We start from the raw sequence: 25944 nt of genomic DNA on the forward strand, positions 1-25944 counted from the left end.
TCCCGACCCTAGCCCGCGCGCCGCGGCGCGCTTCGGGACCTCGCCCGACACCCCGCCCTCCCCGATACCCCGCCGAGATGGCAGCTCTCGGCTGTGTCGAGGCGCCGCGGGACAGCCGAGAGTCGCCATCTCGGCGGAGCAGGGGCCCGCAGTCAGAGGAGCGGGAGCATGCGGCCCAGGTCCGGGACCGAGTCCGACGTGAACCGCGGCGCCAGGGCGGCCGCCAGGACGTCGACGTCGTACGGCACCCGGCCCGCGGCGAGGCGCACCCAGGTCAGCGGCTGCACCACGTCGAGGTCCCAGCCGCCGCGGGCCTGCACGATCCGCAGCAGCTCGGTCGCCACGAGGTCCAGCGCGTCGCCGTCGACCGGCCCCGCCGAGGTGACGCCGTCGCCGAGCCCGCCCTCCGGCCCGAGCCCGCCCGGGACGCCCCGCAACGGGCCGACCCCGGTGCCGAGCTCCGCGCGCGACCCCGGTGCGGCGCCGCGGGCGCGCGCCAGGGAGCGCTGGAGGTCGTCGGCGTGCACCACGAGCTCGGTGATGCGGGACGCCAGCATCGTGGACAGCAGCACCGGGCCCCGGCGGGCCTGCACCACGCGGTCCTGGGGTCCGAGCTCGTCGGCCCGGCGCAGCGCCCGCGCGACCAGGGCGTCGACGTGCCGCAGCGGGTCGCCGGCGATCTCGGCCGCGAGCTCCTTGGTGACCCGGTCGATGTCCGCCGCCCGGCCCGCGTACGAGCCCAGGTACTCGGCGAGGCTGAGCGGCACGGTGCCGGCCGGCGCGGGCTCGCACACGGCGAGCGCGTCCATCGCCCGGCCGAGGTGCGCCACCAGCTCGGCGACGCTCCAGCCGTCCAGCACGCTCGCGGCTCGCGCGGTGTCGGCGTCCAGCACGTCGCCGACCCAGTCGCGCAGCGCGTCCCACTGCCGGCGCAGCACCTCGGTGCGCTCCGTGAGGTCCCCGATCCCGGTCTGCATGGGGCCAGCGTGCCAGACGCCGACGCGCTCCCGGAGCGCGGTCCGCCTCAGCTCTCCAGGTGCTCCCGGACCAGCGGCCCGAGCTGCTCGTGCTCGATGAGGAACCCGTCGTGCCCGTACGGCGTCCGCAGCGTGCGCAGCGGCCGCGCCCCCGGCACCCCCGCGGCGATCCGAGCGGACTGCTCAGGCAGGAACAGCCGGTCCGAGTCGACGGCGACCACCAGCGTGTCCGCGGTGACCGTCCCGAGTGCGGCCTCGACGCCACCGCGGTCCCGGCCCAGGTCGTGCGTGATCATCGACCGGGTCAGCACGGCGTAGGTGTTGGCGTCGAACCGGCGCGCGAGCTTGTCCCCGTGGTGGTCGAGGTAGGACTGCACCGCGAACCGGCCGCCGTCCAGCGGCTCCTCCCCGCCCTGCGGGATCCGGCCGAACCGCGCGTCGAGCTCGGCGGCGCTGCGGTAGGTCTGGTGCGCGATCTGCCGCGCCAGGCCGAGCCCGACGTGCGGGCCCTCGCCGTCGGGCGCGTCGTAGTAGTCGCCGCCGCGGAACCGCGGGTCGGCCGTCAGCGCGGTGAGCTGGGTGTGGAACGAGGCGATCTGGTCGCCCGAGGTCTGCGCGGAGGTGGCGATCGCGGCGAGCCGGCGGACCCGGTCCGGCGCGGTGACCGCCCACTCCAGCGCGCGCTGCCCGCCCATCGACGCGCCCACGACGAGCGCCCAGGACCCGATGCCCAGCGCGTCGGCGAGCCGCAGCTCGGCCGCGACCTGGTCGCGGACGGTCAGCTGCGGGAACCGGCTGCCCCACGGCCGGCTGTCGGGCGCGGTGCTCGCCGGGCCGGTGCTGCCCTGGCAGCCGCCGAGCACGTTCGGCGCCACGACGAACCACCGGTCGGTGTCGATCGGCGCCCCGGGACCGACGAGCGTCGACCACCAGCCGGGCGTCGGGTGGCCGGGTCCGGCGTCACCGGTGACGTGCGAGTCGCCGGTGAGCGCGTGCAGCACGAGCACGGCGTTCGAGCCGTCGGGCGCGGGCGTGCCCCAGGTCTCGTAGGCCATCCGCACGCCGGGCAGCCGGCCGCCGGCCTCCAGGTCGAGGGCGCCCACGTCGACGAACCGGCGCCGGCCCACCGGGTCGCCCTCGCGCCAGGCGGACGACGCGCGGGGCGGGACGCTCGGCGCGGGCCGCCCGCTGTGGTCGCCCGTGGGGCCGCCCGGACCGGCGGCGGAGGTGGTGCGGGTGCTGCGGTCGGGCACGGGCCGTCCTGACGTGGGTGCGCCGACGGGCGCCGCGGGGGTCGCGGCGCCCGTCGGGGTGGATCGGGTGGTGGGCACGGGGTCGCTCAGGCCCCCTTGGCGGCGCGGAAGCCGGCGTCGAGGTCGGCGAGGATGTCCTCGATCCCCTCCAGGCCGACGGAGAGCCGGACCAGCCCGGGCGTGACGCCGGACAGCGCCTGCTCCTCGGGGGTCAGCTGGCTGTGCGTGGTCGACGCCGGGTGGATGACCAGCGAGCGCACGTCGCCGATGTTCGCGACGTTGGAGTGCAGCTCCAGGGCCGAGACGAACGCCTGGCCGGCGGCGGCCCCGCCCTCGACCTCGAACGCGAGGACCGCGCCGGTGCCGTTCGGGCCGTACTTGCGGCCGAGCTCGTACTGCGGGTGCGAGGGCAGGCCGGCGTAGGTCACCGACAGCACGTCGTCCCGGGCCTCCAGCCACTCGGCGACCTTCTGGGCGTTGGCGACGTGCCGCTCGACGCGCAGCGACAGGGTCTCGAGGCCCTGGGCGATGAGGAACGCGTTGAACGGGCTGATCGCGGCGCCGAGGTCGCGGAGCAGCTGCACCCGCGCGCGCAGCACGTAGGACAGGTTGACCCCGAAGGCCCCGTCCTTGCCGAGGTCCCGCGCGAACACCAGGCCGTCGTAGGACGGGTCGGGCGTGTTGAACGAGGGGTACCTGTCGGGGTCGGCGCCGTAGTCGAACGTGCCGCCGTCGACGATCACGCCGCCGATCGCCGCGCCGTGCCCGCCGAGGTACTTGGTGGCGGAGTGCACGACGACGTCCGCGCCCCACTCCAGCGGCCGGATCAGGTACGGCGTCGGGACCGTGTTGTCGACGATCAGCGGGACGCCCGCCTCGTGCGCGACGCCGGCGACGGTCTCGATGTCGAGGACGTCCTGCTTCGGGTTCGGCACCGTCTCCGCGAAGAAGGCCTTGGTGTTCGGGCGGACCGCGTCGCGCCACGCCTGCGGGTCGTGCGGGTCGGTGACGAACGTCGTCTCGATGCCGAACCGGGGGAGCGTGTGGTGCAGCAGGTTGTACGTGCCGCCGTACAGGCTGGGGCTGGCGACGACGTGGCTGCCGGCCTCGGCGATGTTGAGGATCGCGTACGTCTCGGCGGCCTGGCCGGACGCGAGCAGCAGCGCGCCCACTCCGCCCTCCAGGGAGGCGACCCGGTCCTCGACGGCCTGGACGGTGGGGTTGCCGATCCGGGTGTAGATCGGGCCGAGGTCCTTGAGCGCGAACCGGTCGGCGGCGACGCCGGCGTCGGGGAACACGTAGGACGTCGTCTGGTAGATCGGCAGCGCGCGGGCGCCGGTGGCGCTGTCGGGCGTCTGGCCGGCGTGGATCTGGCGGGTCTCGAAGGACCACTGCGACTGGGTCATCTGCTGTCTCCTGGCGGTGCGTGGGGGCTGGCGGTGCGGGGTGGTGGGCGGTGCGCACGCGCGTCGTGCCAGGAGGGGTCCCGGGCGGCCGGTGCCGGTGTGCGGCGCCCCCGGGGCGACGGGCGGTCGCCGTCAGCGGGGCGCCGGGGCCGCGGCCCGACGAGGGCCTGCGGGCACAGCCGAGCGTGCGCTGGTCAGCGACACATTCGGCGGGACATGCCGCCCACAGTACGGAGCGGGCGCCGGGGCGTGGAACAGCCGTCCCGCGATGTGAGACGCGCTGTCCACGGCGGGCGGTCGCGATGGTGCCGAGCGGCACGTCACGGGGGTCGGAGGTCGCCCGCGCGGGTGATTCGTCCCATCCGGTGTCCGGTTCGTCCCGAACAACGCCGATGTGACTCGTGTGAACGGTGTGACTCGTGTTCACTTCTGTGATTTTCCCCGGTAGCGTCCCTCAGCGGGGCGCGGGACTCCGCCGGCCCCGGTCGCGCACGCGGTGCGCGGGGGGTGGCGGACAGCTGACGAGAGGCGAGCAGGTGCGGACGAGACGAGCGCGCGCGGCGCGCGGTGCAGCCGCGGCGATCACGGCGGCGGTGCTGCTGCTGCCGGCGAGCGGCGCGGCGCTGGCCGACCCCGACGTGAGCGACCAGGACGTGCGGGACGCCCGGCGGGCCGTGTCGTCCGCGTCGTCGGCCGTCGCGGGCATCGAGGTCCGCCTGGCCGAGCTCAGCACGCAGGCGGAGACCAGCCAGGTCGCGGTCCAGCAGGCCGGTGAGGCGTACGCCCAGGCCCAGGCCGACCTCGCGTCCGCGCAGCAGCAGGCCGCCCAGGCGTCCGACCAGTACGACGAGGCGCAGGAGAAGTTCGCGGACGCCCGGGCCACGCTCGTGGCGATCGCCCGCGAGGCGGCGCGCTCCGGCGGCTCGATGGACACCGTGCAGGCCCTGCTGTCCGCCGACGGGTTCGAGGACGTCGTCGCCCGCAGCGAGGCCCTGTCGCACGTCAGCTCCAAGGCCGACCAGGCCGTGCAGGGCTACCTCGCGGCCGAGCAGGTCGCCACCACGCTCAAGACGAAGGCCGACGAGGCCGCCGCAGCGCAGGAGTCGGCCGCCGCCGAGGCGCAGGACGCCCTGGGCGCGGCCGAGCAGGCCCAGACGGACGCCGACGCCGCGGTCGCCTCCGCGCAGACCGAGCGCGCGGGCCTCATCCAGCAGCTCGCGGTCGCGCGGAACACCAGCGCCGAGGTCGAGCAGGCCCGCCAGGACCAGATCGACGCCGAGCGCCGGCAGCGCGCCGAGGCCGCCGCGCAGGCCGAGCGCACCACCGTGCCGGCCGTGAGCACGCCGGCCGCGGGCGGCGGCGGCACCCCGGCGGCCGGGGGCGGGTCGGCCGCGCCGTCGACGCCGTCCACCCCGAGCACGCCGTCGACGCCGAGCACGCCCCCGCCCGCGACGACCCCGCCGGCCACCACGCCGCCGGTGACGACGCCCCCGGTCACGACCCCGCCGGTCACGACGCCGCCGCCGGTGTCCGCGAGCAAGGCGGAGACCGCGATCGCGTGGGCCCGGACCAAGCTCGGCCTGCCCTACGTCTGGGGCGGCACCGGCCCCAACGGGTACGACTGCTCCGGCCTCACCCAGGGCGCGTGGCGTGCGGCCGGCGTCAGCCTCAACCGCACGTCCCGCGACCAGTACCGCCAGGTGACCAAGATCGCGTACAGCGACCTGCAGCCGGGCGACCTGGTGTTCTGGGGCACGAACAAGAACGACGCGAGCAGCGTCTACCACGTGGCTCTCTACATCGGCGGCGGCCAGATCCTCGAGGCGCCGCGCGAGGGCGTCCCGGTCAAGATCTCGCCCATGCGGTACTCGAACTCGATGGCCTACGCGGGCCGGGTGGGCTGACCGCCGACCCCGCACCACGACGGAGGGCCCCGGAGCGCGCGCTGCGCCCCGGGGCCCTCCGTCGTCCGGGTCGCCGCCCCGCGCGGGGGCGGCGGCGCGGGTCAGTGCTGGTCGTACCCCGCGTCGATCGCGCGCTGCCGGGAGCGCTCGATCTCGGCCTCGGCCTCGGCGCGGCCGACCCAGTGGGCGCCCTCGACCGACTTGCCGGGCTCCAGGTCCTTGTAGACCTCGAAGAAGTGCTGGATCTCCAGGCGGTGGAAATCCGAGACGTCGTCGATGTCCTGGCGCCACGCGGCACGCTGGTCGCCCGTCGGCACGCAGAGCACCTTGTCGTCGCCGCCGGCCTCGTCGCGCATGCGGAACATGCCGAGCGCGCGGCACCGGATCAGGCAGCCCGGGAACGTCGGCTCCTCGAGCAGCACCAGCGCGTCCAGCGGGTCGCCGTCCTCGCCGAGGGTGCCGTCGATGAACCCGTAGTCGTCCGGGTACCGCGTCGAGGTGAACAGCATGCGGTCCAGCCGGATCCGTCCGGTCGCATGGTCGACCTCGTACTTGTTCCGCTGGCCCTTGGGGATCTCGATCGTGACGTCGAACTCCACACCTGCTCCTTCGTCTCCGCCGCCGGCGACCCTGGCGCCGCGGCGGGCAGCTGATCACGGCGGCGTGCCAGGTGCTGGCGCGTCGCCTTCAAGCCCCTAGTGTGACGCACGGACGGCTCGGCGGTGGCCCGGGCCGGGAGAACGGGACGCGAACGGGAGGTGCGGTGGCGCGCGCGGGCAGGACGATCGGCGTGGCGGCGCTCGTGGTGGTGCTCGCGGGCGGGGCCTACGTCACCGCGGACGCCTACGACGTGGTGCCGGGTCTCGTGACCCTCGCGCCCGAGCCCGCCCCGGCGGCCCCGTTCCCCGAGGCGCCCGGCGCGACGACGACCGGGGCCGGTGCGACGGTGCTGGCCGACCTCGACGCCGCCACCCCCGCGCCGGACGCGGACCAGGTGCAGGCGCTGGTGCAGGGGCTCGCGGGCGACGCGCGGCTGGGTCCGACGGTCGGCGTGCTCGTCGCGGACGCGCTCACCGGCGAGGTCCTGGGGGAGCACGCGGGCGACGACGCCCGGACCCCGGCGTCGACCGCCAAGCTCGTCACCGGCGTGGCCGCGCTGACCCGGCTCGGGGCGGACCGGACCTTCGACACCACGGTGCGCCAGGGTGCGGGGGACCAGATCGTGCTGGTCGGCGGCGGCGACATGATGCTGGCGGCCGGCGTGGGCGACCCGGACGCCGTGAACGGCCGCGCGGGCCTCGCCGACCTCGCGGCGCTCGTCGCGGTGCAGCTGCGGCTCGCGGGCCGGGACACGGTGACGCTGGGGCTCGACGACACGCTGTTCAGCGGCCCCGCCACGGCGCCCGGCTGGGACCCCGCGGACATCGCCATGGGGTTCGTCGCGCCGGTCGCGCCGCTCGCCGTCGACATCGCGAAGATCTCCGCCGGCGAGTACCCGCCGCGGCGCGCCGACCCGGCGATGCACGCCGCCACGGAGTTCGCCGCGCGGCTGGGCGAGGCGGGGATCACGGTGACCGGCACCCCCGCGCGGGTGTCCGCGCCCGCGACCGGGGACGTCCTCGGCGTCGTCTCCTCCGCGCCGGTGCCGGAGGTCGCGCAGTACTTCCTCGACACGTCGGACAACACGATCACCGAGGTCGTCGCCCGGATGGTCGCGCTCGACCTCGGCCTGCCGGGCAGCTTCGAGGGCGCGACCCAGGCCGTGCTGCGCACCGCGCAGACCCTGGGCGTCGACACCGCGGGCGCCACGCTGGCCGACGCCTCCGGGCTCGCCGACGGCTCGGCGCTGCCCCCGCGGATGCTGCTCGGGCTGCTCGAGCTCGTCGTCGACCCCGCGCACCCCGAGCTGCGCGAGGTCAGCAACGGCATGCCGATCGGCGGCCTGACCGGCACGCTGTCCGACCGGTTCCGCTCCGGCGACGCGACCGGGCTGGTGCGCGCCAAGACCGGCAGCCTCACGAGCGTCACCTCCCTCGCCGGCTCGGTGCTGGACGCCGACGGGCGGCTGCTGCTGTTCGTGCTCATGGCCGACCAGACCGGGGCGGTCGGCCAGTACCAGCCGCGGCAGGCGCTCGACGGGTTCGTCTCGCAGCTCGCGGGGTGCGGCTGCCGCGGGTGACGCCGTCCGGCGACCCCGCGCGGCCGCGTGGTTACGGTGGGCGGGTGCAGCCGGCCGTGGACTGGGACCTGGCCGCCCGGCTCGCCGCGCGCGCGGTGCGGTCCGGGCCCGCCGCCACGCGCGCCGAGCGGGCCGCGGTCGTCGCCGACCTGCGCGCCGCGGCGCCCGTCGCGGCCGAGCACGTCGCGCGCATCACCCGGATGGCGCCCGCCCACCCGGCCGCTCCCGCGCACGACGTCCGGGTGGTCGACCGCGCGTCCTGGGCGCGCGCCAACGTGCGGGCGCTGGAGGGCCTGACCGCGCGGGTCGGGGTGCCCGCCGACCGGGGGCTGCGCGGCGCGGCCGGCGCCGGGCAGGTCGCCGCGGTCCTCGGGCTGCTGTCGGGGGCCGTGCTGGGCCAGTACGACCCCTGGGGCGGCCGGGGCACGCTGCTGCTCGTCGCGCCCAACGTGCTGGCGGTCGAGCGCGCGCTCGGGGTCGACCCCGCGGACTTCCGGCTCTGGGTGACGCTGCACGAGCAGACGCACGCCCAGCAGTTCGCGTCCGCGCCCTGGCTGGCGGGCCACCTGAGCGACCGGCTGCGGGTGCTGCTCGCGGAGGAGGGGTCCCGGCCGCGGTGGCCGTGGTCGGGCCGGGGGGACGGGACGGACGGGGCCGACGCGGCGGACGGCGACGCCGGCGACGACGACCCGTCGGGCGACGCGGGTGCCGCGGCGCGCGGGGGTCGGCCGCGCTCGCTGCTCGACCTGCTCGACCCCCGCCAGCGCGTCGTGCTCGACGAGGTCGGCGCGGTCATGGCGCTGCTCGAGGGGCACGCCGACGTGACGATGGACGCGGTCGGCCGCGCGGTCGTGCCGTCCGTGCGGCGCATCCGGCGCCGGTTCGAGGCCCGCCGCGACGGCGCCGCCGGCACGGGCGGCATGCGGAAGGCGCTGCGGGCCGTGCTCGGCATGGACGTGAAGCTCGCCCAGTACCGCGACGGCGCGGCGTTCGTGCGCGGGGTGCGCCGCCGGGTCGGCACCGACGGGCTGAACGCGGTGTGGGCGGAGGCGGACGCGCTGCCGTCGGCCGCCGAGATCGCGGACCCGGCCGCCTGGGTGCGCCGGGTGCACGGCTGACGTGGCGCGCCTCGACCCCGCGGTCGCGGCCGTGCGCGGCGCCGTCGCGGCCGCGCTCGCGGACCTGCCGGCCGGCGCGCGGGTGCTGGTCGCGTGCTCCGGGGGCCCCGACTCGCTGGCGCTCGCGGCCGCGGCGGCGTTCGCCGCGGCGTCGGCCGCGCGCCGGGGCGAGCCCGGGTGGCGGGTCGGGGCGGTCGTCGTCGACCACCGTCTGCAGCCCGGCAGCGCCGCGGTGGCGGCCCGGGCCGCGGCCGGCTGCCGGGCGCTGGGCCTGGACCCGGTCGCGGTGGTGGCGGTCGACGCGACGGCCGGCGCGGGCAGCGGCGGGCCGGAGGCGGCCGCGCGGGACGCCCGGTACGCGGCGCTGGAGGCCGAGGCCGCGCGGCTCGGGGCCGCGGCCGTGCTGCTCGGCCACACCCGCGACGACCAGGCCGAGGGCGTGCTGCTCGGCCTGGCCCGGGGCTCCGGGGGGCGGTCGCTCGCCGGGATGCCTGCCGTCCGCGGGCTGCTGCGGAGACCCCTGCTCGGGGTGTCCCGGGCCGAGACGCTCGCCGCGTGCGCCGCCGAGGGGCTGGACCCGTGGCACGACCCCACCAACACGCCCGCCGACGGGGACGCCGGGGCGCCCGCCCGGTCCCGGGTGCGCGCCCGGGTGCTGCCCGTGCTGGAGCGGGAGCTCGGCCCGGGGGTGGCCGCGGCGCTGGCGCGCTCGGCGGAGCTGCTGCGCGAGGACGCGGACGCGCTGGACGCCCTGGCGGCGGACCTGCTGGCCCGCGCGGAGGCGGAGGACGGCGCCCCCGGCCTCGTCCTCGACGCCGCCGTCCTCGCCGCCGCGCCCGCCGCCCTGCGGCACCGCGCGCTCCGGGCCGCCGCCGTCCGCGCGGGCGCCCCCGCCGGCTCGGTCACCCGGGCGCACGTCACCGCGGTCGCCGCGCTCGTGACCCACTGGCGCGGCCAGGGCCCGGTCCACCTGCCCGGGCGCGTGGCGGCGTCCCGCGCGTGTGGCAGGCTTGCGCTGCGCGCAGCAGCCCCGTCGACCGACCCGGACGACGTCGTGCGCGCGCGGGTCCGGGCGCAGCGCCGGGCCGTCGAGCCGGACGACGAGGGAGACCCGCAGCGGTGAACGTGGAGGACATGGGCGCGGACCTGGAGCGGGTGCTCCTGACCGAGGAGCAGCTCGGGACCCGCCTGGACGAGATCGCGGCCCGGATCGACGAGGACTACGCCGGCCGGGAGATCCTGCTCGTCGGCGTGCTCAAGGGCGCCGTCATGGTGATGGCCGACCTGGCCCGCCGGATCAGCACCCCGCTCGCGATGGACTGGATGGCGGTGTCGTCCTACGGCTCCGGCACCAAGTCGTCCGGCGTCGTGCGGATCCTCAAGGACCTGGACGCCGACCTGACCGGGCGGCACGTGCTGATCGTCGAGGACATCATCGACTCCGGCCTGACGCTGTCGTGGCTGCTCGCGAACCTGCGGAGCCGCGGTCCGGCGTCGGTCGAGATCGCGACGATGCTGCGCAAGCCCGAGGCCGCCAAGGTCGAGGTGGACGTGCGCTACGTCGGGTTCGACATCCCGAACGAGTTCGTCGTCGGCTACGGCCTCGACTACGCCGAGAAGTACCGCAACCTGCCGTGCGTCGGCACCCTGGCGCCGCACGTCTACTCGTCCTGACCGCGGCAGGGCGCGCAGGGGCGCGTCCCGCCCTGGGCGAACACGGGCCGTGCGGCCAGGTTCGGCGTGTAACTTCTGAAGACTCCACCCCTGCGACCGGAGGGACGAGGGGGCCTGCCCCCGTCTGCCCATGACACTCAAGCGCCTCACCCGCGGACCCGTCCTGTGGATCATCGTGGCCGTCGTGATCCTGTGGATCGCGGCCAGCGCCTTCATGTCCTCCGGCGTGCAGCGGATCGACACCTCCGACGGCCTCGAGCTGCTCAAGGACGGCAAGGTCGACCAGGCCCTGGTCACCGAGGGCTCGCAGCGGGTCGACCTCACGCTGTCCGAGGACTTCGTCAAGGACGGGGACAACCTCGGCAAGAACGTGCAGTTCTACTACGTCGTGCCGCAGGGGCCGACCGTGGTGGAGGCCATCGCCGACGCCGACCCGTCCGGCGGGTACACCTCGGACGTCCCGCAGCAGTCGTGGTGGGGCAGCCTGCTGACGCTGGTGCTGCCGTTCGTCATCATCCTGGGCCTGTTCTGGTTCCTGATGTCGTCGATGCAGGGCGGCGGCTCGCGGGTGATGTCCTTCGGCAAGTCGAAGGCCAAGCTCGTCACCAAGGAGACGCCGCAGGTCACGTTCGCGGACGTCGCCGGCGTGGACGAGGCCGTCGAGGAGCTGCACGAGATCAAGGAGTTCCTGTCCGACTCGGACAAGTTCCAGGCGGTCGGCGCGAAGATCCCGAAGGGCGTGCTGCTGTACGGCCCGCCCGGGACCGGCAAGACCCTGCTGGCGCGCGCGGTCGCGGGCGAGGCGGGCGTGCCGTTCTACTCGATCTCCGGCTCGGACTTCGTCGAGATGTTCGTCGGCGTCGGCGCCAGCCGCGTGCGCGACCTGTTCGACCAGGCCAAGCAGAACGCCCCGGCGATCATCTTCATCGACGAGATCGACGCCGTCGGCCGGCACCGCGGCGCCGGCATGGGCGGCGGCCACGACGAGCGCGAGCAGACCCTCAACCAGATGCTGGTCGAGATGGACGGCTTCGACGTCAAGACGAACGTCATCCTCATCGCGGCGACCAACCGCCCCGACATCCTCGACCCCGCGCTGCTGCGCCCGGGCCGGTTCGACCGGCAGGTGTCGGTCGAGGCGCCGGACCTCAAGGGCCGCGAGCGGATCCTCCAGGTGCACGCGCAGGGCAAGCCGATGGCCACCGACGTCGACCTCGAGGCCGTCGCCCGCCGCACGCCGGGCTTCACCGGCGCCGACCTGGCGAACGTGCTGAACGAGGCCGCGCTGCTCACCGCCCGGTCGAACGCGCAGATCATCGACAACCGCGCGCTGGACGAGGCCATCGACCGCGTGATCGCCGGCCCGCAGAAGCGCACCCGCGTGATGAAGGTCAAGGAGCAGAAGATCACCGCGTACCACGAGGGCGGCCACGCCCTGGTGGCGGCGGCGCTGCGGTACACCGACCCGGTGACCAAGGTGACGATCCTGCCCCGCGGCCGCGCCCTCGGCTACACGATGGTCATGCCGACGGAGGACAAGTACTCCACCACCCGCAACGAGCTGCTCGACCAGCTCGCGTACGCCATGGGCGGCCGGGTGGCCGAGGAGCTCGTGTTCCACGACCCCACCACCGGCGCCAGCAACGACATCGAGAAGGCCACCGCCACGGCCCGCAAGATGGTCACGCAGTACGGCATGAGCGAGCGCGTCGGCGCCGTGAAGCTCGGCACCGACGGCAGCGAGCCGTTCATGGGCCGCGACATGGGCCACGGGCGCGACTACTCCGAGACGGTCGCCGGCACGGTCGACGTCGAGGTCCGCAAGCTCATGGACGCCGCGCACACCGAGGCGTGGGAGATCCTGATCGAGTACCGCGACGTGCTGGACCACCTGGTGCTGGAGCTCCTGGAGAAGGAGACCCTCAACCAGCAGGAGCTGGCCGTCATCTTCGAGCCGATCACCAAGCGCCCGCCGCGCGAGGTGTGGCTGTCGAGCGAGCAGCGCTCCGTCTCCGACCGCCCGCCGGTGCTCACCGCGAAGGAGAAGGCGGAGCAGAACGGCTCCGTCGTCCCGCAGGACGAGGCCGCCGCGGCGAAGGACGAGCACCCCGCAGCGATCGCGGTCGAGGTGCCGCCGAGCCAGACGCCGGACGCCTGACGGTGGCGGCCGACGGCCGCGGCCGGCGCCGCGAGGTCCCGCCCTACGACGCCGCGCGCGCCGAGGCGGCGATCCGGGAGCTGCTGCTCGCGGTGGGGGAGGACCCCGAGCGCGAGGGGCTCCGGGACACCCCGGCCCGCGTAGCCCGGGCGTACCAGGAGATCTTCGCGGGGCTGCGCCAGGACCCGCACGACGTGCTGAGCGCGACGTTCGACATCGGGCACGAGGAGATGGTCCTGGTCAAGGACATCGAGGTGTACTCGACCTGCGAGCACCACCTCGTGCCGTTCCACGGCGTCGCGCACATCGGCTACATCCCGGGCCAGTCAGGCAAGGTCACCGGCCTGAGCAAGCTCGCCCGGCTCGTCGACGTGTACGCGCGGCGGCCGCAGGTGCAGGAGCGGATGACGGGCGAGATCGCCGACGCGATGGTCGAGGTGCTCGAACCGCGCGGCGTGCTCGTCGTCGTCGAGTGCGAGCACCTGTGCATGTCGATGCGCGGCGTGCGCAAGCCCGGCTCCCGCACCGTGACGTCCGCGGTGCGCGGGCAGATGCGGGACCCGGCCACCCGGGCCGAGGCGATGAGCCTCGTCCTCGGCCGCTGAGGGGCCCGGAGCCCGTTCCCGTGCGCCCCGGTCGACCGCCTAGGCTGACGGACGTGCGTCCCCCCTCGCCGCTCCCGCCCGCGCCGACCGCCGCCGGTCGTGCGGGCCGGACCCTGGTCATGGGGGTGGTGAACGTGACGCCCGACTCGTTCTCGGACGGCGGGCGGTGGTTCGCGCCCGACGCCGCGGTGGCCCACGGGCTGGCGCTGCTCGCCGACGGGGCGGACCTGCTCGACGTCGGCGGCGAGTCGACCCGGCCGGGCGCCGCGCGGGTGCCGGTGGCCGAGGAGCTCGACCGGGTGCTGCCCGTGGTCCGCGAGCTCGCGTCCCGCGGCGCGGCGGTCAGCGTCGACACCACGCGCGCGGAGGTGGCCGAGGCCGCCGTCGCGGCGGGCGCCGTGGTCGTCAACGACGTGTCCGGCGGCCTGGCCGACCCGGAGATCCGCGGCGTCGTCGCCCGCACCGGCGTGGTGTACGTGGCGATGCACTGGCGCGGGCACGCCGACGTCATGGACTCGCTGGCGGAGTACGACGACGTCGTGGCCGACGTCCGGCGCGAGCTCGCGGACCGGGTCGCCGAGCTGCGCGCGGCCGGGGTCGCCGACCACCAGGTCGTGCTCGACCCGGGGCTCGGGTTCGCCAAGCCGGGCTCCGCGAACTGGCCGCTGCTCGCGCGGCTGCCGGAGCTCGTCGCCGACGGGTTCCCGGTGCTGGTCGGCGCGTCCCGCAAGCGGTTCCTCGGCCACCTGCTGGCCGGCGAGGACGGCGTGCCGGTCCCCCCGGAGCAGCGGGACGCGGCGACCGCGGCGGTGTCCGCGCTCGCCGCCGCGTCCGGGGCGTGGTGCGTGCGGGTGCACGAGGTACGGGGTACGGCCGACGCGGTGCGCGTCGCGGCCCGGTGGAGGGCGGCGGCGCCGTCCGGGGAGGACGAGGGATGAGCGACGAGGCGGACGTGCCCGGGCGGGACGGCCACCGGCTGGACCGGATCCGGCTGACCGGCGTCACGGCGACCGGCTACCACGGGGTGTTCGAGCACGAGCGCCGCGAGGGGCAGACGTTCGTGGCCGACGTGGTCGCGCACCTCGACACCCGGCGGGCCGCGGCGACCGACGACCTGCGGCACACCCTCAACTACGGCGTGCTCGCCGAGCAGGTCGTGACGGTGCTCGCGGGCGAGCCCGCGGACCTGGTCGAGACGGTCGCCGAGCGGATCGCCGCGACCGTGCTCGCGCACCCGCAGGTGCAGTGCGTCGACGTCGCCGTGCACAAGCCCCAGGCGCCGATCACCGTGCCGTTCGGCGACGTGGTCGTGGAGGTGCGCCGGGACCGGACGTGGCTGCCCGCCGCGGAGCCGGTGCCGGACGACGCGCCGCGGTGGCTGCCGGAGGGGGCCGGCGCGCCGGCGCTGCCCGCGGCCGTGCCCGCGCCGGTGCCCCCGACGGCGCCGGCCGAGCCCGTCGCGCCCGGGGCCACCGCCGTCCTGCCGCTCGCCGCGGTGCCCGTGCCCGGCGACCTCGACCTGCCGCCGGCGCCCCCCGGTCCCGTGCCGAGCGACCCGGCGGACGCCTGGGACGCCGACGAGGTGGTCGAGGCCGAGCTGGTGCAGGACGCCCTGGACGCCGCGCCGGACGCCCCGGTCGAGGTCGTGCTGGCCATCGGCTCGAACCTGGGCGCGGCGCAGGACACGCTGCGCGACGCCGTCGCCGACCTGGCCGCCGTCCCGGGCCTGGAGGTGCTCGACGTGTCGGCCCTGGCGCGCACCGCGCCCGTCGGCGGCCCGGAGCAGCCCGACTTCCTCAACGCGGTGCTGATCGCCCGCACCACGCTGTCGCCCCGCGACCTGCTCCGCGCGACCTCCGAGGTCGAGCGGCGGCACGGGCGCGAGCGCCTCGTGCACTGGGGTCCGCGCACCCTCGACGTCGACATCATCGTGTACGGCGACGTCTCGGCCGTGACCGACGACCTGGAGCTGCCGCACCCCCGGGCCCACGAGCGGGCGTTCGTGCTGCAGCCGTGGGCGCAGGTGCAGCCGGACGCCGTGCTGCACGGCCTCGGCGGCGGACCCGTCGCGCAGCTCGCCGCCACGGCGCCCGACCGGGACGGGGTCCGCTGGCTCGCGCTCGACTGGCTGACCGCGCCGGTGCTGGCCGCGCAGCCCGACCCGGGCGGCGCGGGCGACGACGACGGCGCCGCGGGCGACCGGCTCGGCGGCGACCCGCTCGGCGGCGGGCCCGTCGCGTGGGCCGACCCGCCGGGCGGCACCCGCACCGGGCGGCAGGACCCCTGATGCAGCGCACCCGCGTCCGCACCCTCGTGCTGGTCGCCGTCGTGGCGGCAGCGGTCGGCTGGCTCGTCGTGAGCGCCCTCGGCAGCCGGGGCGTCGTGCTGCCGCAGGTGCCGTGGCTCATGGTCGGCGTGCTCGTGCTCATCGCGGCCGTCGTGCTGGCGATGGGCTGGTCGGTGCGGCAGTACCTGCGCGGCAGGCACCCGACGCTCGACCCGATGCGGGCGGCCCGGACCGCCGTGCTGGCCAAGGCGTCCTGCTACACCGGCGCGCTGCTCGCCGGCTGGTACGCGGCGCAGGTGCTGGACGTGCTCGGCGACCTCGGCATCGAGGCGCAGCGGGAGCGGGCGCTGGCCGCGGGGCTCGCGGTGCTCGGCGCCCTCGTGCTGGCCGCCGCCGGGCTGGTCGTCGAGTGGATCTGCCGGATCCCGCCCGGGGACGACCCGGAGAAGGCGCCGGGGTCGCCCCGGGACGCGTCGCCGGACGCCGCGGCCGGCTGACCTCGCCGTGCGCCCGCGTGCCGGCCCGCGCGGGGTCCCGGGCGCCGCCGCACCGCGCGATGCGAGGATGGTGCGCATGAGCACGCCCGAGGGTGCCGCCGCCCACCCGCAGCCCGACGCCGCGCCCGCGCCGGGGATCGCCCCCGCGCCCGGCGCGACGCCCGTGCCCGGGGCCGCCCCGGTGCGCGAGAGCGAGCCGTTCGAGCCCGCCGGCGTCGACTGGACCCCGGTGTCCCCGCGGCTCGCGTCGGCCCGCCTGGTGGTCGCGCTCGCGTGGCTCGGCGTCCCGCTGGTCGTGCTGGTCGTCGTGGCCGCCCTGACTGGCTCGGTCTGGGTGTGGGCGTCCGCCGCGCTCGTCGTCGCGCTCGTCGTCTGGGTCCTGTGGCTGGTGCCGCGCCAGGTGCGCGCGATGGGGTACGCCGAGCGCGCCGACGACCTGCTGCTGCGGCGCGGCATCCTGTTCCGCTCGATGGTCGTGGTGCCGTACGGCCGCATGCAGTACGTCGACGTGACCGCCGGGCCGCTGGCCCGGAAGCTCGGCATCGCGTCCGTCCAGCTGCACACCGCCTCGCCCGGCACCGACGCCTCGATCGACGGCCTGCCCACGGCCGAGGCCGCGCGGCTGCGCGACCAGCTGGCGTCCCGGGGCGAGGCCCGGCTGGCGGGGCTGTGACCGAGGACCGCCCGCTGCCGGCGGCCGCCATCCCCGCCCCGGAGCCCGAACCCGCCGACGACCTCGCCTGGCGCCGCATGCACCCGGTCACCCCCGCGGTGAAGGGGTGGAAGGTGCTGGCCGCCGTGCTCGCGATCATCGCGTGGAACGCGGCCGACGACGTGCGCCAGCTCGCCGAGTGGCTCGGCGGCCGGGCGTGGCTCGTCATCGCGGGCGTCGTCGTGCTGGTCGCGCTGATCGGCTTCGGCTACTCGGCGATCGCGTGGCGCATGACCCGGTTCGCCGTCACCGACGAGGCCGTGCACCTGCGCTCCGGCGTCGTGTTCCGCCAGCAGCGCCAGGCCCGGCTGGACCGGCTGCAGGCCGTCGACGTGGTGCAGCCGCTGCTCGCGCGCATCATCGGGCTGTCCGAGCTGCGCCTCGAGGTCGCCGGCGGCGCCGGGTCCGCGGTGTCGCTCGCGTTCCTGCGCGAGGCCGAGGCCGAGCAGCTGCGCGCCGAGCTGCTGGCGCGCGCGGCCGGCCTGCACCCCGGGCGCCGGCCGCGGCCCGCGCCGTCCGCCGCCCCGACCGCCCCGGCGGCGCCCGGCACCCCCGCAGCCCCGCCGCTCGCCACCACGGCCCCCGGCGCGGTCCCGGCCACCGACCACCCCGCGACCGCCGACCCGGACGCCGCCCTGACCCTCCCCGTCGAGCCCGACGCCGACGGCGGCTGGGAGGGCCCGGCGCCCGTCGCGCCCGAGCACCCGGTCTACGAGGTCCCGGTCGGCCGGCTGCTGGCCTCCACGCTGCTGTCCTCGGCGACGATCTGGCTGGTCGTCATGCTCGGCGCCGTCGGCGCCCTGATCGCGGGCACCGGCCAGGTCGGCTCGGCGTTCGCGCTGCTGCCCGCCCTGCTCGGCGTCGTGTCGTACACGTGGACCCGGTTCAACCGGGGCGCGAACTTCCGCGCGGCGATCTCCCCGGACGGCATCCGGCTGCGGCACGGCCTGACCGAGTCGCGGGCGCAGACCGTCCCGCCGGGCCGGGTGCAGGCCGTGCGCGTCACCCAGGGGCTGCTGTGGCGCAAGCCGGACTGGTGGCGGGTCGAGGTGAACGTCGCGGGCTACGGCAGCAGCGGCGACCAGACCCAGACCGAGAACGTGCTGCTGCCCGTCGGGACGCGCGACGAGGCGATGCTCGCGCTGTGGCTCGTGCTGCCGGACCTGGGCACCGAGGACCCGCGTGCGCTGGTCGACGCCGGGCTCGTCGGCCGTACCGCCGACGGCGGCTGGGCCGTGGCCCCGCGCCGGTCGCGGTGGCTCGACCCGATCGGCTGGCGACGGCACGGCGTGACCGTGACCGACCGCGCGCTGGTGCTGCGCTCCGGGGTGCTGGTGCGCCAGCTCGTCGTCGTGCCGCACGAGCGCACCCAGTCGCTGGGGCTCGAGCAGGGGCCGCTGCAGCGCCGGCTGGGGCTGGCGTCGTTCCAGCTGCACTCGACGCCCGGGCCGGTGTCGCCGCGGGTCGACCACCTCGACCAGCGGGTCGCCGCGGGCCTCCTCGACGAGCAGGCGACGCGGGCCCGCACCGCGCGCGCCGGGGCGGGGCCGGAGCAGTGGATGCGCCAGGCATGACGCGGCTGGGGATCGGCGTCGTCGGCGCGGGCCGGGTCGGCGCGGTGCTGGGCAGCGCCCTGCGCGCGGCCGGGCACCCGGTGGTCGGGGTGAGCGCGGTGTCCGAGGCGTCCCGCGAGCGGGCGGACGCGCTGCTGCCGGGCGTCCCGGTGCTGGACGTGCCCGAGGTGGTGCGCCGCGCCGAGCTGGTGCTGCTCGCGGTGCCGGACGACGCGCTGGCGGAGCTCGTGGCGGGCCTCGCGGCGACCGGCGCGTGGCAGCCGGGGCAGATCGTCGTGCACACCGCGGGCCGGTACGGGGCCGCGGTGCTCGACCCGGCGCGCGCGCAGGGCGTCATCCCGATCGCGCTGCACCCGGCGATGACCTTCACCGGCACGTCGCTCGACCTGTCCCGGCTGGTCGGCTGCACGTTCGCGGTGACCGCGCCGACGCCGGTGCTGCCGATCGGGCAGGCGCTGGTGGTGGAGATGGGCGGGGAGCCGGTCGTGCTCGACGAGGCGGCGCGCCCGCTCTACCACGCGGCCCTGGCGCACGGTGCGAACCACCTGGTCGTGCTGGTCGCGCAGGCCGGGCAGGCGCTCGCGGCCGCGGGCGTCGCCGACCCCGGCGCGGTCCTGCGCCCCCTGCTCACCGCGGCCCTCGACGGGGCGCTGCGGGCCGAGTCGGCCGGCGGCGGGCGCGACGCGGAGGGCGACGTCACGAACGGCGCGGTCACCACGCTGACCGGCCCGGTGCGCCGCGGCGACGCGGGCACGGTCGCCGACCACCTCGAGGTGCTCACCGACCTCGGGGTGCGGACCGGCGCGACCGACGTCGCCGCGTCCTACCGGGCGCTGTCCCGCGCGGCGACGGGGCGGGCGCTCGCGGCCGGGCTGCTGCGCGCCGAGCAGGGCCGGGCGCTGCTCGACGCCCTGGCGACGGGCGACCCCGCGGCGGAGGCCACGCCGCGCGACCCGGGCGCCACCCCCGGCGGCACCCCGGGTGGTGCCGGCCCGGCTCACACCGGGGGCCCGGACGGGAGTACGGTGCACGGCGCGCAGGACGACGAGGGCGCGGGCGGGACGGACGACCCCGGCGCCGACCAGGAGGACCAGGGATGACCGAGGCACGCACGGGTGCCCCCACGCTGGCGCGCACACGCCCCGAGCTCGCGGCGGCGCTGGCGGACCGCCCGGCCGGCGGCCGGGCCGTCGTGATGACGATGGGCGCGCTGCACGCCGGCCACCTGTCGCTGGTGCGCGAGGCGCGCGCCCGCGGCGAGCAGGTGGTGGTGACGATCTTCGTGAACCCGCTGCAGTTCGCCCCGTCGGAGGACCTGGACCGCTACCCCCGCGACCTCGAGGGCGACCTGGCGTCGCTCACCGGCCCGGACCTGCTGGGGGAGGGCGACGTCGTGTTCGCCCCGGCGCCCGACGTGGTCTACCCCGACGGCGACCCGGGCGTGCGGGTGTCCGCCGGCGCGGTCGGCACGGTCTACGAGGGCGCGACCCGCCCGGGTCACCTGGACGGCGTGCTCACGGTGGTGCTCAAGCTGATGCACCTGGTCGCGCCGGACGTCGCCCTGTTCGGCCGCAAGGACGTGCAGCAGCTCGCGGCCGTGCGCCGCATGGTGCGGGACCTGGACGTGCCCGTCGAGGTCGTGGGCGTGCCCACGGTGCGGGACGCCGACGGTCTCGCGCTGTCCTCGCGGAACGCCTACCTGTCGGTGGCCGAGCGGGAGCAGGCGCTGGCGCTGAGCCGCGCGCTCGCCGCGGGCCGCGCTGTGGCGGACTCGGGCGGCGACCCGGACGCGGTGCTCGCGGCGGCGCGGGCGCTGCTGGACGGCGCCGCGGTCGGCACCGACTACGTGGCCGTGGTGGACCCGCTGACCTTCGAGGACGTGACGGGCACGGCGGCGGACCTCGCCGGGCGGACGGCCGTCCTGGCGCTCGCGGCCACCGTCGGGGCGACCCGGCTGATCGACAACTCCGACGTGGGGTGGGCGTGACCATGACCTCGCTGCAGCGGCCGATGATGATCGGCAAGATCCACCGCGCGACCGTGACGCAGGCGGACCTGCACTACGTCGGCTCGATCACGGTCGACGCGCACCTGCTGGCGGCGGCCGACCTGCTGCCCGGCCAGCAGGTCGACGTCGTCGACGTGACCAACGGCGCCCGGCTCACCACCTACGTGATCGCCGGCGAGGCCGGGTCGGGGCAGATCTGCATCAACGGCGCCGCCGCGCACCTGGTGCACCCGGGCGACGTGGTCATCCTCATCGCCTACGGGATGCTCTCGGACGCCGAGGCCCGGACGTACGAGCCGCACGTCGTCCTGGTCGACGCCGAGAACCGGATCATGGACACCGGGCACGACCCGGGCACGGTCCCCGAGTCCTGGACCGCGGCGTCGGGCCTGCACCCGAGCGGCGTGCCGTTCGACCAGGGGCGGACGCTGGTGGAGCGGGACGGGGCGGCCGGGCCCGACGCCGACGGAGCGCGCGACCGGCAGGACCACCCGGTGCGCGACGACCTGGGGGCGGGGGCGAACGACGCCGGGCGGGACGCGGGCGCCGGACGGTGACCACGCGGCTGGCTCGCCGGCTCGCCGCGCCCGCCCCGGGCTGGACCGCCCGGGCGGACGCCGTGGTCGTCGGCTCCGGCATCGCCGGCCTCACCGCGGCGCTCGAGCTGCGGACGCGGGTGCCGCGGGTGCTGCTGGTGACCAAGGACCGGCTGGTCTCGGGGTCGACGGTGTGGGCGCAGGGCGGCATCGCCGCGGCGCTCGACCCCGCCGACTCGCCGGAGGCGCACCTGCGGGACACGCTTGTCGCGGGCGTCGGCCTGTGCGACCCCCGGGCCGTCGAGGTGCTGGTCACCGAGGGCCCGGCGCGGGTCCGCGAGCTCGTCGCGCGCGGCGCGGTGTTCGACACCGAGCCCGACGGCACCCTCAGCCTCACCCGGGAGGGCGGCCACCACGCCGACCGGGTCGCGCACGCGGGCGGGGACGCCACGGGCGCCGAGATCTCCCGGGCGCTGGTCGCGCAGCTCGCGGCCGTGCAGGCGGACCCGGGCATCGAGGTGATCGAGCACGCCCTGGTGCTCGACGTGCTCACCGGCGCCCCCGGGCGCGACGGCCGGCCCGGGCCGGTGTGCGGCGTGACGCTGCACGTGATCGGCGAGGGCAGCCGGGACGGCGTCGGCGCCGTGCTCGCGCCCGCCGTGGTGCTGGCGACCGGCGGCATCGGCCAGGTGTTCCGGTCCTCGACCAACCCGGTCCAGGCGACCGGTGACGGCCTGGCCGCGGCGCTGCGCGCGGGCGCGGCGGTCGGCGACATGGAGTTCGTGCAGTTCCACCCCACGGTGCTGTGGCTCGGCGCCGGGGTGAAGGGCCAGCTCGCGCTCATCTCGGAGGCGGTCCGCGGCGAGGGCGCGCACCTCGTCGACGTCGACGGGCACCGGTTCATGCTCGGCGTGCACCCGCTGGCCGAGCTCGCGCCGCGGGACGTCGTCGCGAAGGCGATCGTCCGGCAGCTGGCCCGCACCGGCGCCGACCACGTCCTGCTCGACGCCCGGCACCTCGGGGCCGAGCGCATCCGCCGCCGGTTCCCGACGATCGGTGCCCGGCTGGCCGAGCACGGCCTCGACCTCGCGACCGACCTGGTCTCGGTCGCCCCCGCGCAGCACTACCACTCGGGCGGCGTCGTCACCGACCTGGTCGGCCGGTCGACCCTGCCCGGGCTGTACGCGGTCGGCGAGGTCGCGTGCACCGGCGTGCACGGCGCGAACCGGCTGGCGTCGAACTCGCTGCTCGAGGGCCTCGTGTTCGCGCACCGCGCCGCGCACGACATCGCCCACCGGGTCGAGACCGGCGTCCTGCGCCCCGCGGAGCCCGTCGAGCGTCCCGGGCCCGAGGCCCTGGTCGCCGGTGCGGCCCGGTCCCGGGTGCAGCGGATCGCCACCGACGGGCCGGGCGTGCTGCGGTCCGCGGCGGGGCTGGCGGCGGCCGCGCAGGCGCTCGCGGCCGTGCGGACGGACGCGCACCGCGCCGTCGAGGGCGGCGAGCGGCCGGTGGCCGACCCCCAGGTCGCGGAGTGGGAGACCACGAACGTGCACCAGGTCGCCACGGTGCTGACCGCCACGGCGGCGACCCGGCGGGAGACGCGGGGCGGCCACCTGCGCAGCGACCACCCGGACCGCGACGACGCCACGTGGCTGGTCCGCGTGGAGGCGACCCTGACCCCGGACGGCGAGCTCAGCCAGCGCCTGGCCCCGCAGGACTGACGGACACGGGGCCCGAGTGGAGCGGCCCGGCTCGCGACGAGCACCTCGCGCGCGGCCCTAGGCTTCCTGCGTGACCACGCCCGACGCCCTCGACCCCGCCTGGCTCGCCCGCACCGTCGCGGTCGCCCTCGACGAGGACCTCGGCCCCGCGCCGGGCCGCGACGTCACCACCCAGGCCACCGTCGCCCCGGACGTGCCCGGCGTCGCGCACCTCGTCGCCCGCGAGGCCGGGGTCGTCGCCGGCCTGCCGGTCGTCGCCGAGGTGCTGCGTCAGGTCACCGACCGCCTCGGCCTCGCCCCGGCCACGGTCGACCAGCGGGTCGAGGACGGCACCGCCGTCGCGCCGGGCGACGTCCTGGCCGTGCTCACCGGCCCCGTGCAGGCGCTGCTGGTCGCGGAGCGCACCGCGCTCAACCTCGCGTCCCGTGCCTCCGGGGTCGCGACGCACACCCGCCGCTGGGCCGACGCCCTGGCCGGGACCGGCGCGCAGGTGCTCGACACCCGCAAGACCACCCCCGGCCTGCGCGAGCTGGAGAAGTACGCGGTGCGCCGGGGCGGCGGCACCAACAAGCGCATGGGCCTGCACGACGTCGCGATGGTGAAGGACAACCACGTGGTGGCGGCGGGCGGCGTGGCCGCGGCGGTCGAGGCCGTGCGCGCCCGGTTCCCCGACGTGGCGATCCAGGTCGAGGCCGACACGGTGGAGCAGGCGCTGGAGGCCGTGGGCGTCGGCGCGCGGTTCCTGCTGCTCGACAACATGCCGACGCCGGTGCTCGCCGCCACCGTCGAGGCGGTCCGCGCGGGGGAGGCGGCCACGGGGCGCGTCGAGCTCGAGGCGACCGGCAACCTCACGCTCGACCGGGCCGCCGAGGTCGCCGCGACGGGCGTCGACTACCTGTCGGTCGGGGCGCTCACGCACTCGTCGCCGATCCTCGACCTGGCGCTGGACCTGGTCGAGGGCGTCCGCGCGCCCGGACCGGCCGCGTGACGGCCGGGGCTCCGCCCGCTCGGTAGGATTCCGGCGTGACCGAGCCCCAGCAGACGCCCGCCGTCCCCGCCGCCGACGACCTCCCCGAGCAGCTCCGGGTCCGGCGCGAGAAGCGGGACCGGATGCTGGCCGAGGGCGTCGAGCCGTACCCGGTCGGCGTCCCCCGCACCCACACCATCGCCGAGGTCCGCGCCGCGCACCCCGACCTGGAGCCCGGCCAGGAGACCGAGGACGTCGTCGGCGTCGCCGGCCGCGTCGTGTTCCTGCGCAACACCGGCAAGCTCTGCTTCGCCACGCTGCAGGACGGCGAGGGCAACCGGCTGCAGGCGATGCTCAGCCTGGCCAACGTCGGCGAGGACCGTCTGGCCGCGTTCAAGGCCGACGTCGACCTCGGCGACCACCTGTTCGTGCACGGCACCGTCGTGGCGTCCCGCCGCGGCGAGCTGTCCGTGATGGCCGACGCCTGGACCCTCGCGGCCAAGTCGCTGCGCCCGCTGCCCAACCTGTACGCGAAGGGCGACGAGGAGGCCCCGGAGCTGTCCGAGGAGGTGCGCGTCCGCCAGCGGTACGTCGACCTCATCGTGCGGCCGGCCGCCCGGGACACCGTCCGGCTGCGCGCCGGCGTCGTGCGCTCGATGCGGGAGAACTTCCACCGCCGCGGCTACCTCGAGGTCGAGACCCCGATGCTGCAGACGCAGCCCGGCGGCGCCACGGCCCGGCCGTTCGTCACGCACATGAACGCGTTCGACATCGACCTGTACCTGCGGATCGCGCCGGAGCTGTTCCTCAAGCGCGCCGCGGTCGGCGGCCTGGAGCGCGTGTTCGAGATCAACCGGAACTTCCGGAACGAGGGCGCGGACTCCACGCACTCGCCGGAGTTCGCGATGCTCGAGGCGTACGAGGCCTACGGCGACTACGACACGATGGCGGCGCTCACGCAGGACCTGGTGCAGACCGCCGCGCAGGACGTGCTCGGGACCACGACGATCACGCTGCCGGACGGCGAGGAGTACGAGGTCGGCGGCGACTGGGCGCAGCTCACCATGTACGGCTCGCTGTCCGAGTCGCTCGGCGAGGAGATCACGCCCGAGACCTCCGTGGCGCACCTCCAGAGGATCGCCGACCGCCTCGACGTGCAGCTCGACCCGAACCGGGTGAGCCACGGCAAGCTCGTCGAGGTGATCTGGGAGCACCGGGTGGGCGACCACCTGCACGCGCCGACCTTCGTGCGCGACTTCCCGGTCGAGACCAGCCCGCTGACCCGCGACCACCGCAGCATCAAGGGCCAGGTCGAGAAGTGGGACCTGTACGTGCGCGGCTTCGAGCTCGCCACCGCGTACTCCGAGCTGGTCGACCCGGTGATCCAGCGGCAGCGTTTCGAGGCGCAGGCGATCCTGGCGGCGGCCGGCGACGACGAGGCCATGCAGCTCGACGAGGACTTCCTCGCGGCCGTCGAGTACGCGCTGCCGCCCACCGGCGGCATGGGGATGGGCGTGGACCGCCTGCTCATGGCGCTGACCGGCCTCGGCATCCGGGAGACGATCCTGTTCCCGCTGGTGAAGCCCCAGGCCTGATCCTCCGCGTCGCGCACCCGCCCGGCGGCCCTCCGTGGGCCGCCGGGCGGTGCCGTACCCGGGCGTACCCTGGTCCGCATGAACATCGGTCCTGCGCTCGCCGCGCTCATCCCGTCCGTCGGCGTCGGGGTGATCTTCTGGATCGCCATCCGCGCGCTCATCAACGCCGATCGCACGGAACGCGCGGCTTTGGCGCGCATGGACCGCGAGGACGCGGCCCGCGCGAATGAGGCGGGCACTTCGCCCGAAATCTGAACCATTGACACGCGTCCTTTGACGAGACGCCATTCGGCTGCCATGCTTTTCCCGTACGCACATATTCGCCGCTCGCCGATCGGGGGCCTGCGACGGCGGCCGATGCTCGGGAGGGCGAAATGGCACAGAAGGTTCAGGTCCTGCTGGTCGACGACATTGACGGCGGCACGGCGGACGAGACGGTGACGTTCGCGCTCGACGGCGTCTCCTACGAGATCGACCTCACGAGCGCCCACGCGGCCGAGCTGCGCGACGCGCTCGGCACCTGGGTCGGCCACGCGCGCAAGGTCGGCGGCCGCTCCTCCGCGGGCCGCAGCAGCGGTGGCGGCGCCAGCCGTCCGCGTCGGTCCTCCGACGCCGGCGCGGTGCGCGCCTGGGCCAAGGAGAACGGCTACGAGGTCTCCGAGCGCGGCCGCATCTCCGCCGAGATCCGCGACGCCTACGAGGCCGCCCAGGGCTGACGCCCGCGGCACGCACGCGAACGGCCCGGCACCCCGCGAGGGGTGTCGGGCCGTCCT

At 76.6% G+C, this 25944-nt stretch carries 24 protein-coding genes; 20 read left to right on the top strand and 4 right to left on the bottom strand.

All coding sequences use genetic code 11. The features are described 5' to 3' along the window. Positions 1–152 precede the first annotated feature (152 nt). The 3 genes from FKM96_RS12120 to FKM96_RS12130 form a co-directional block, all read right to left on the bottom strand. Positions 153–977, bottom strand: coding sequence for a maleylpyruvate isomerase N-terminal domain-containing protein (locus FKM96_RS12120; RefSeq protein WP_147795442.1), 825 nt, complete (start codon positions 975–977; stop codon positions 153–155). Between the two features lie 47 nt (positions 978–1024). Continuing rightward, positions 1025–2230 (bottom strand): homoserine O-acetyltransferase, encoded by a 1206-nt coding sequence (locus FKM96_RS12125; protein ID WP_147795443.1) that lies wholly within the window; start codon positions 2228–2230, stop codon positions 1025–1027. Between the two features lie 86 nt (positions 2231–2316). Further along, positions 2317–3636, bottom strand: a complete 1320-nt coding sequence (locus tag FKM96_RS12130) for a bifunctional o-acetylhomoserine/o-acetylserine sulfhydrylase (RefSeq protein WP_147795444.1) — start codon at positions 3634–3636, stop codon at positions 2317–2319. Positions 3637–4172: 536 nt separating this feature from the next. Between FKM96_RS12130 and FKM96_RS21080 the strand changes: the two genes are divergently transcribed. Further along, positions 4173–5540: an NlpC/P60 family protein gene (locus tag FKM96_RS21080; RefSeq protein ID WP_147795445.1), complete on the top strand. Its 1368-nt coding sequence runs from the start codon at positions 4173–4175 to the stop codon at positions 5538–5540. A gap of 101 nt (positions 5541–5641) precedes the next feature. Here the strand turns inward: FKM96_RS21080 and FKM96_RS12140 are convergent, their stop codons facing one another. Beyond that, the gene (locus tag FKM96_RS12140; protein WP_146835884.1) at positions 5642–6139 is read right to left on the bottom strand and encodes an inorganic diphosphatase; all 498 of its coding nucleotides are present in this window, start codon (positions 6137–6139) and stop codon (positions 5642–5644) included. Between the two features lie 191 nt (positions 6140–6330). On the opposite strand from FKM96_RS12140, the gene dacB reads away from it, so the two are divergent. The 19 genes from dacB (at position 6331) to FKM96_RS12230 (ending at position 25887) form a co-directional block, all read left to right on the top strand. Beyond that, positions 6331–7719: a D-alanyl-D-alanine carboxypeptidase/D-alanyl-D-alanine-endopeptidase gene (gene dacB / locus FKM96_RS12145; RefSeq protein WP_246854956.1), complete on the top strand. Its 1389-nt coding sequence runs from the start codon at positions 6331–6333 to the stop codon at positions 7717–7719. Between the two features lie 44 nt (positions 7720–7763). After that, positions 7764–8837: a zinc-dependent metalloprotease gene (locus FKM96_RS12150; RefSeq protein ID WP_147795447.1), complete on the top strand. Its 1074-nt coding sequence runs from the start codon at positions 7764–7766 to the stop codon at positions 8835–8837. A 1-nt stretch (position 8838) separates the two neighbouring features. Then, complete coding sequence (tilS, locus tag FKM96_RS12155) at positions 8839–9960, top strand: tRNA lysidine(34) synthetase TilS (protein WP_147795448.1); 1122 nt, start codon at positions 8839–8841, stop codon at positions 9958–9960. Further along, complete coding sequence (gene hpt / locus FKM96_RS12160; RefSeq protein ID WP_147795449.1) at positions 9957–10511, top strand: hypoxanthine phosphoribosyltransferase; 555 nt, start codon at positions 9957–9959, stop codon at positions 10509–10511. The genes tilS and hpt overlap by 4 nt, the downstream gene beginning before the upstream one ends. Positions 10512–10641: 130 nt before the next feature. Beyond that, the gene (gene ftsH / locus FKM96_RS12165; protein WP_147795450.1) at positions 10642–12669 is read left to right on the top strand and encodes an ATP-dependent zinc metalloprotease FtsH; all 2028 of its coding nucleotides are present in this window, start codon (positions 10642–10644) and stop codon (positions 12667–12669) included. 2 nt (positions 12670–12671) lie between these two features. Next, the gene (gene folE, locus FKM96_RS12170; RefSeq protein ID WP_210417265.1) at positions 12672–13274 is read left to right on the top strand and encodes a GTP cyclohydrolase I FolE; all 603 of its coding nucleotides are present in this window, start codon (positions 12672–12674) and stop codon (positions 13272–13274) included. A gap of 53 nt (positions 13275–13327) precedes the next feature. After that, positions 13328–14212: a dihydropteroate synthase gene (folP, locus tag FKM96_RS12175; RefSeq protein ID WP_371300422.1), complete on the top strand. Its 885-nt coding sequence runs from the start codon at positions 13328–13330 to the stop codon at positions 14210–14212. Further along, the gene (gene folK, locus FKM96_RS12180; RefSeq protein ID WP_147795451.1) at positions 14209–15561 is read left to right on the top strand and encodes a 2-amino-4-hydroxy-6-hydroxymethyldihydropteridine diphosphokinase; all 1353 of its coding nucleotides are present in this window, start codon (positions 14209–14211) and stop codon (positions 15559–15561) included. Before folP ends, folK begins: the two co-directional genes overlap by 4 nt. Then, positions 15561–16058, top strand: coding sequence for a DUF3180 domain-containing protein (locus tag FKM96_RS12185; protein WP_147795452.1), 498 nt, complete (start codon positions 15561–15563; stop codon positions 16056–16058). The genes folK and FKM96_RS12185 overlap by 1 nt, the downstream gene beginning before the upstream one ends. A 76-nt stretch (positions 16059–16134) precedes the next feature. Further along, entirely contained in the window at positions 16135–16731 is a 597-nt protein-coding gene (locus FKM96_RS12190; protein WP_147795453.1) for a PH domain-containing protein, read from the top strand. Next, entirely contained in the window at positions 16728–18344 is a 1617-nt protein-coding gene (locus FKM96_RS12195) for a PH domain-containing protein (protein WP_246854957.1), read from the top strand. Before FKM96_RS12190 ends, FKM96_RS12195 begins: the two co-directional genes overlap by 4 nt. Next, positions 18341–19444, top strand: coding sequence for a Rossmann-like and DUF2520 domain-containing protein (locus tag FKM96_RS12200; RefSeq protein WP_147795454.1), 1104 nt, complete (start codon positions 18341–18343; stop codon positions 19442–19444). Before FKM96_RS12195 ends, FKM96_RS12200 begins: the two co-directional genes overlap by 4 nt. Continuing rightward, positions 19441–20331, top strand: a complete 891-nt coding sequence (gene panC / locus FKM96_RS12205) for a pantoate--beta-alanine ligase (RefSeq protein WP_147795455.1) — start codon at positions 19441–19443, stop codon at positions 20329–20331. The genes FKM96_RS12200 and panC overlap by 4 nt, the downstream gene beginning before the upstream one ends. 2 nt (positions 20332–20333) lie before the next feature. Next, positions 20334–20909 carry an aspartate 1-decarboxylase gene (panD, locus tag FKM96_RS12210; protein ID WP_147797092.1) on the top strand — a complete coding sequence of 192 codons (576 nt, stop codon included), beginning with the start codon at positions 20334–20336 and terminating at the stop codon, positions 20907–20909. Beyond that, complete coding sequence (locus FKM96_RS12215) at positions 20906–22609, top strand: L-aspartate oxidase (RefSeq protein WP_147795456.1); 1704 nt, start codon at positions 20906–20908, stop codon at positions 22607–22609. The genes panD and FKM96_RS12215 overlap by 4 nt, the downstream gene beginning before the upstream one ends. A 70-nt stretch (positions 22610–22679) precedes the next feature. Further along, positions 22680–23597: a carboxylating nicotinate-nucleotide diphosphorylase gene (gene nadC, locus FKM96_RS12220; RefSeq protein ID WP_147795457.1), complete on the top strand. Its 918-nt coding sequence runs from the start codon at positions 22680–22682 to the stop codon at positions 23595–23597. A gap of 122 nt (positions 23598–23719) precedes the next feature. Then, positions 23720–25171, top strand: a complete 1452-nt coding sequence (lysS, locus tag FKM96_RS12225; protein WP_246855377.1) for a lysine--tRNA ligase — start codon at positions 23720–23722, stop codon at positions 25169–25171. A gap of 78 nt (positions 25172–25249) precedes the next feature. After that, the gene (locus FKM96_RS20720) at positions 25250–25426 is read left to right on the top strand and encodes a hypothetical protein (RefSeq protein ID WP_168216971.1); all 177 of its coding nucleotides are present in this window, start codon (positions 25250–25252) and stop codon (positions 25424–25426) included. A 119-nt stretch (positions 25427–25545) separates the two neighbouring features. Further along, positions 25546–25887: an Lsr2 family protein gene (locus FKM96_RS12230; RefSeq protein WP_147795459.1), complete on the top strand. Its 342-nt coding sequence runs from the start codon at positions 25546–25548 to the stop codon at positions 25885–25887. Positions 25888–25944 lie beyond the last annotated feature (57 nt).

This window comes from Cellulomonas sp. Y8 (assembly GCF_008033115.1).
In the GTDB taxonomy this organism is placed as follows: Bacteria; Actinomycetota; Actinomycetes; order Actinomycetales; family Cellulomonadaceae; genus Cellulomonas.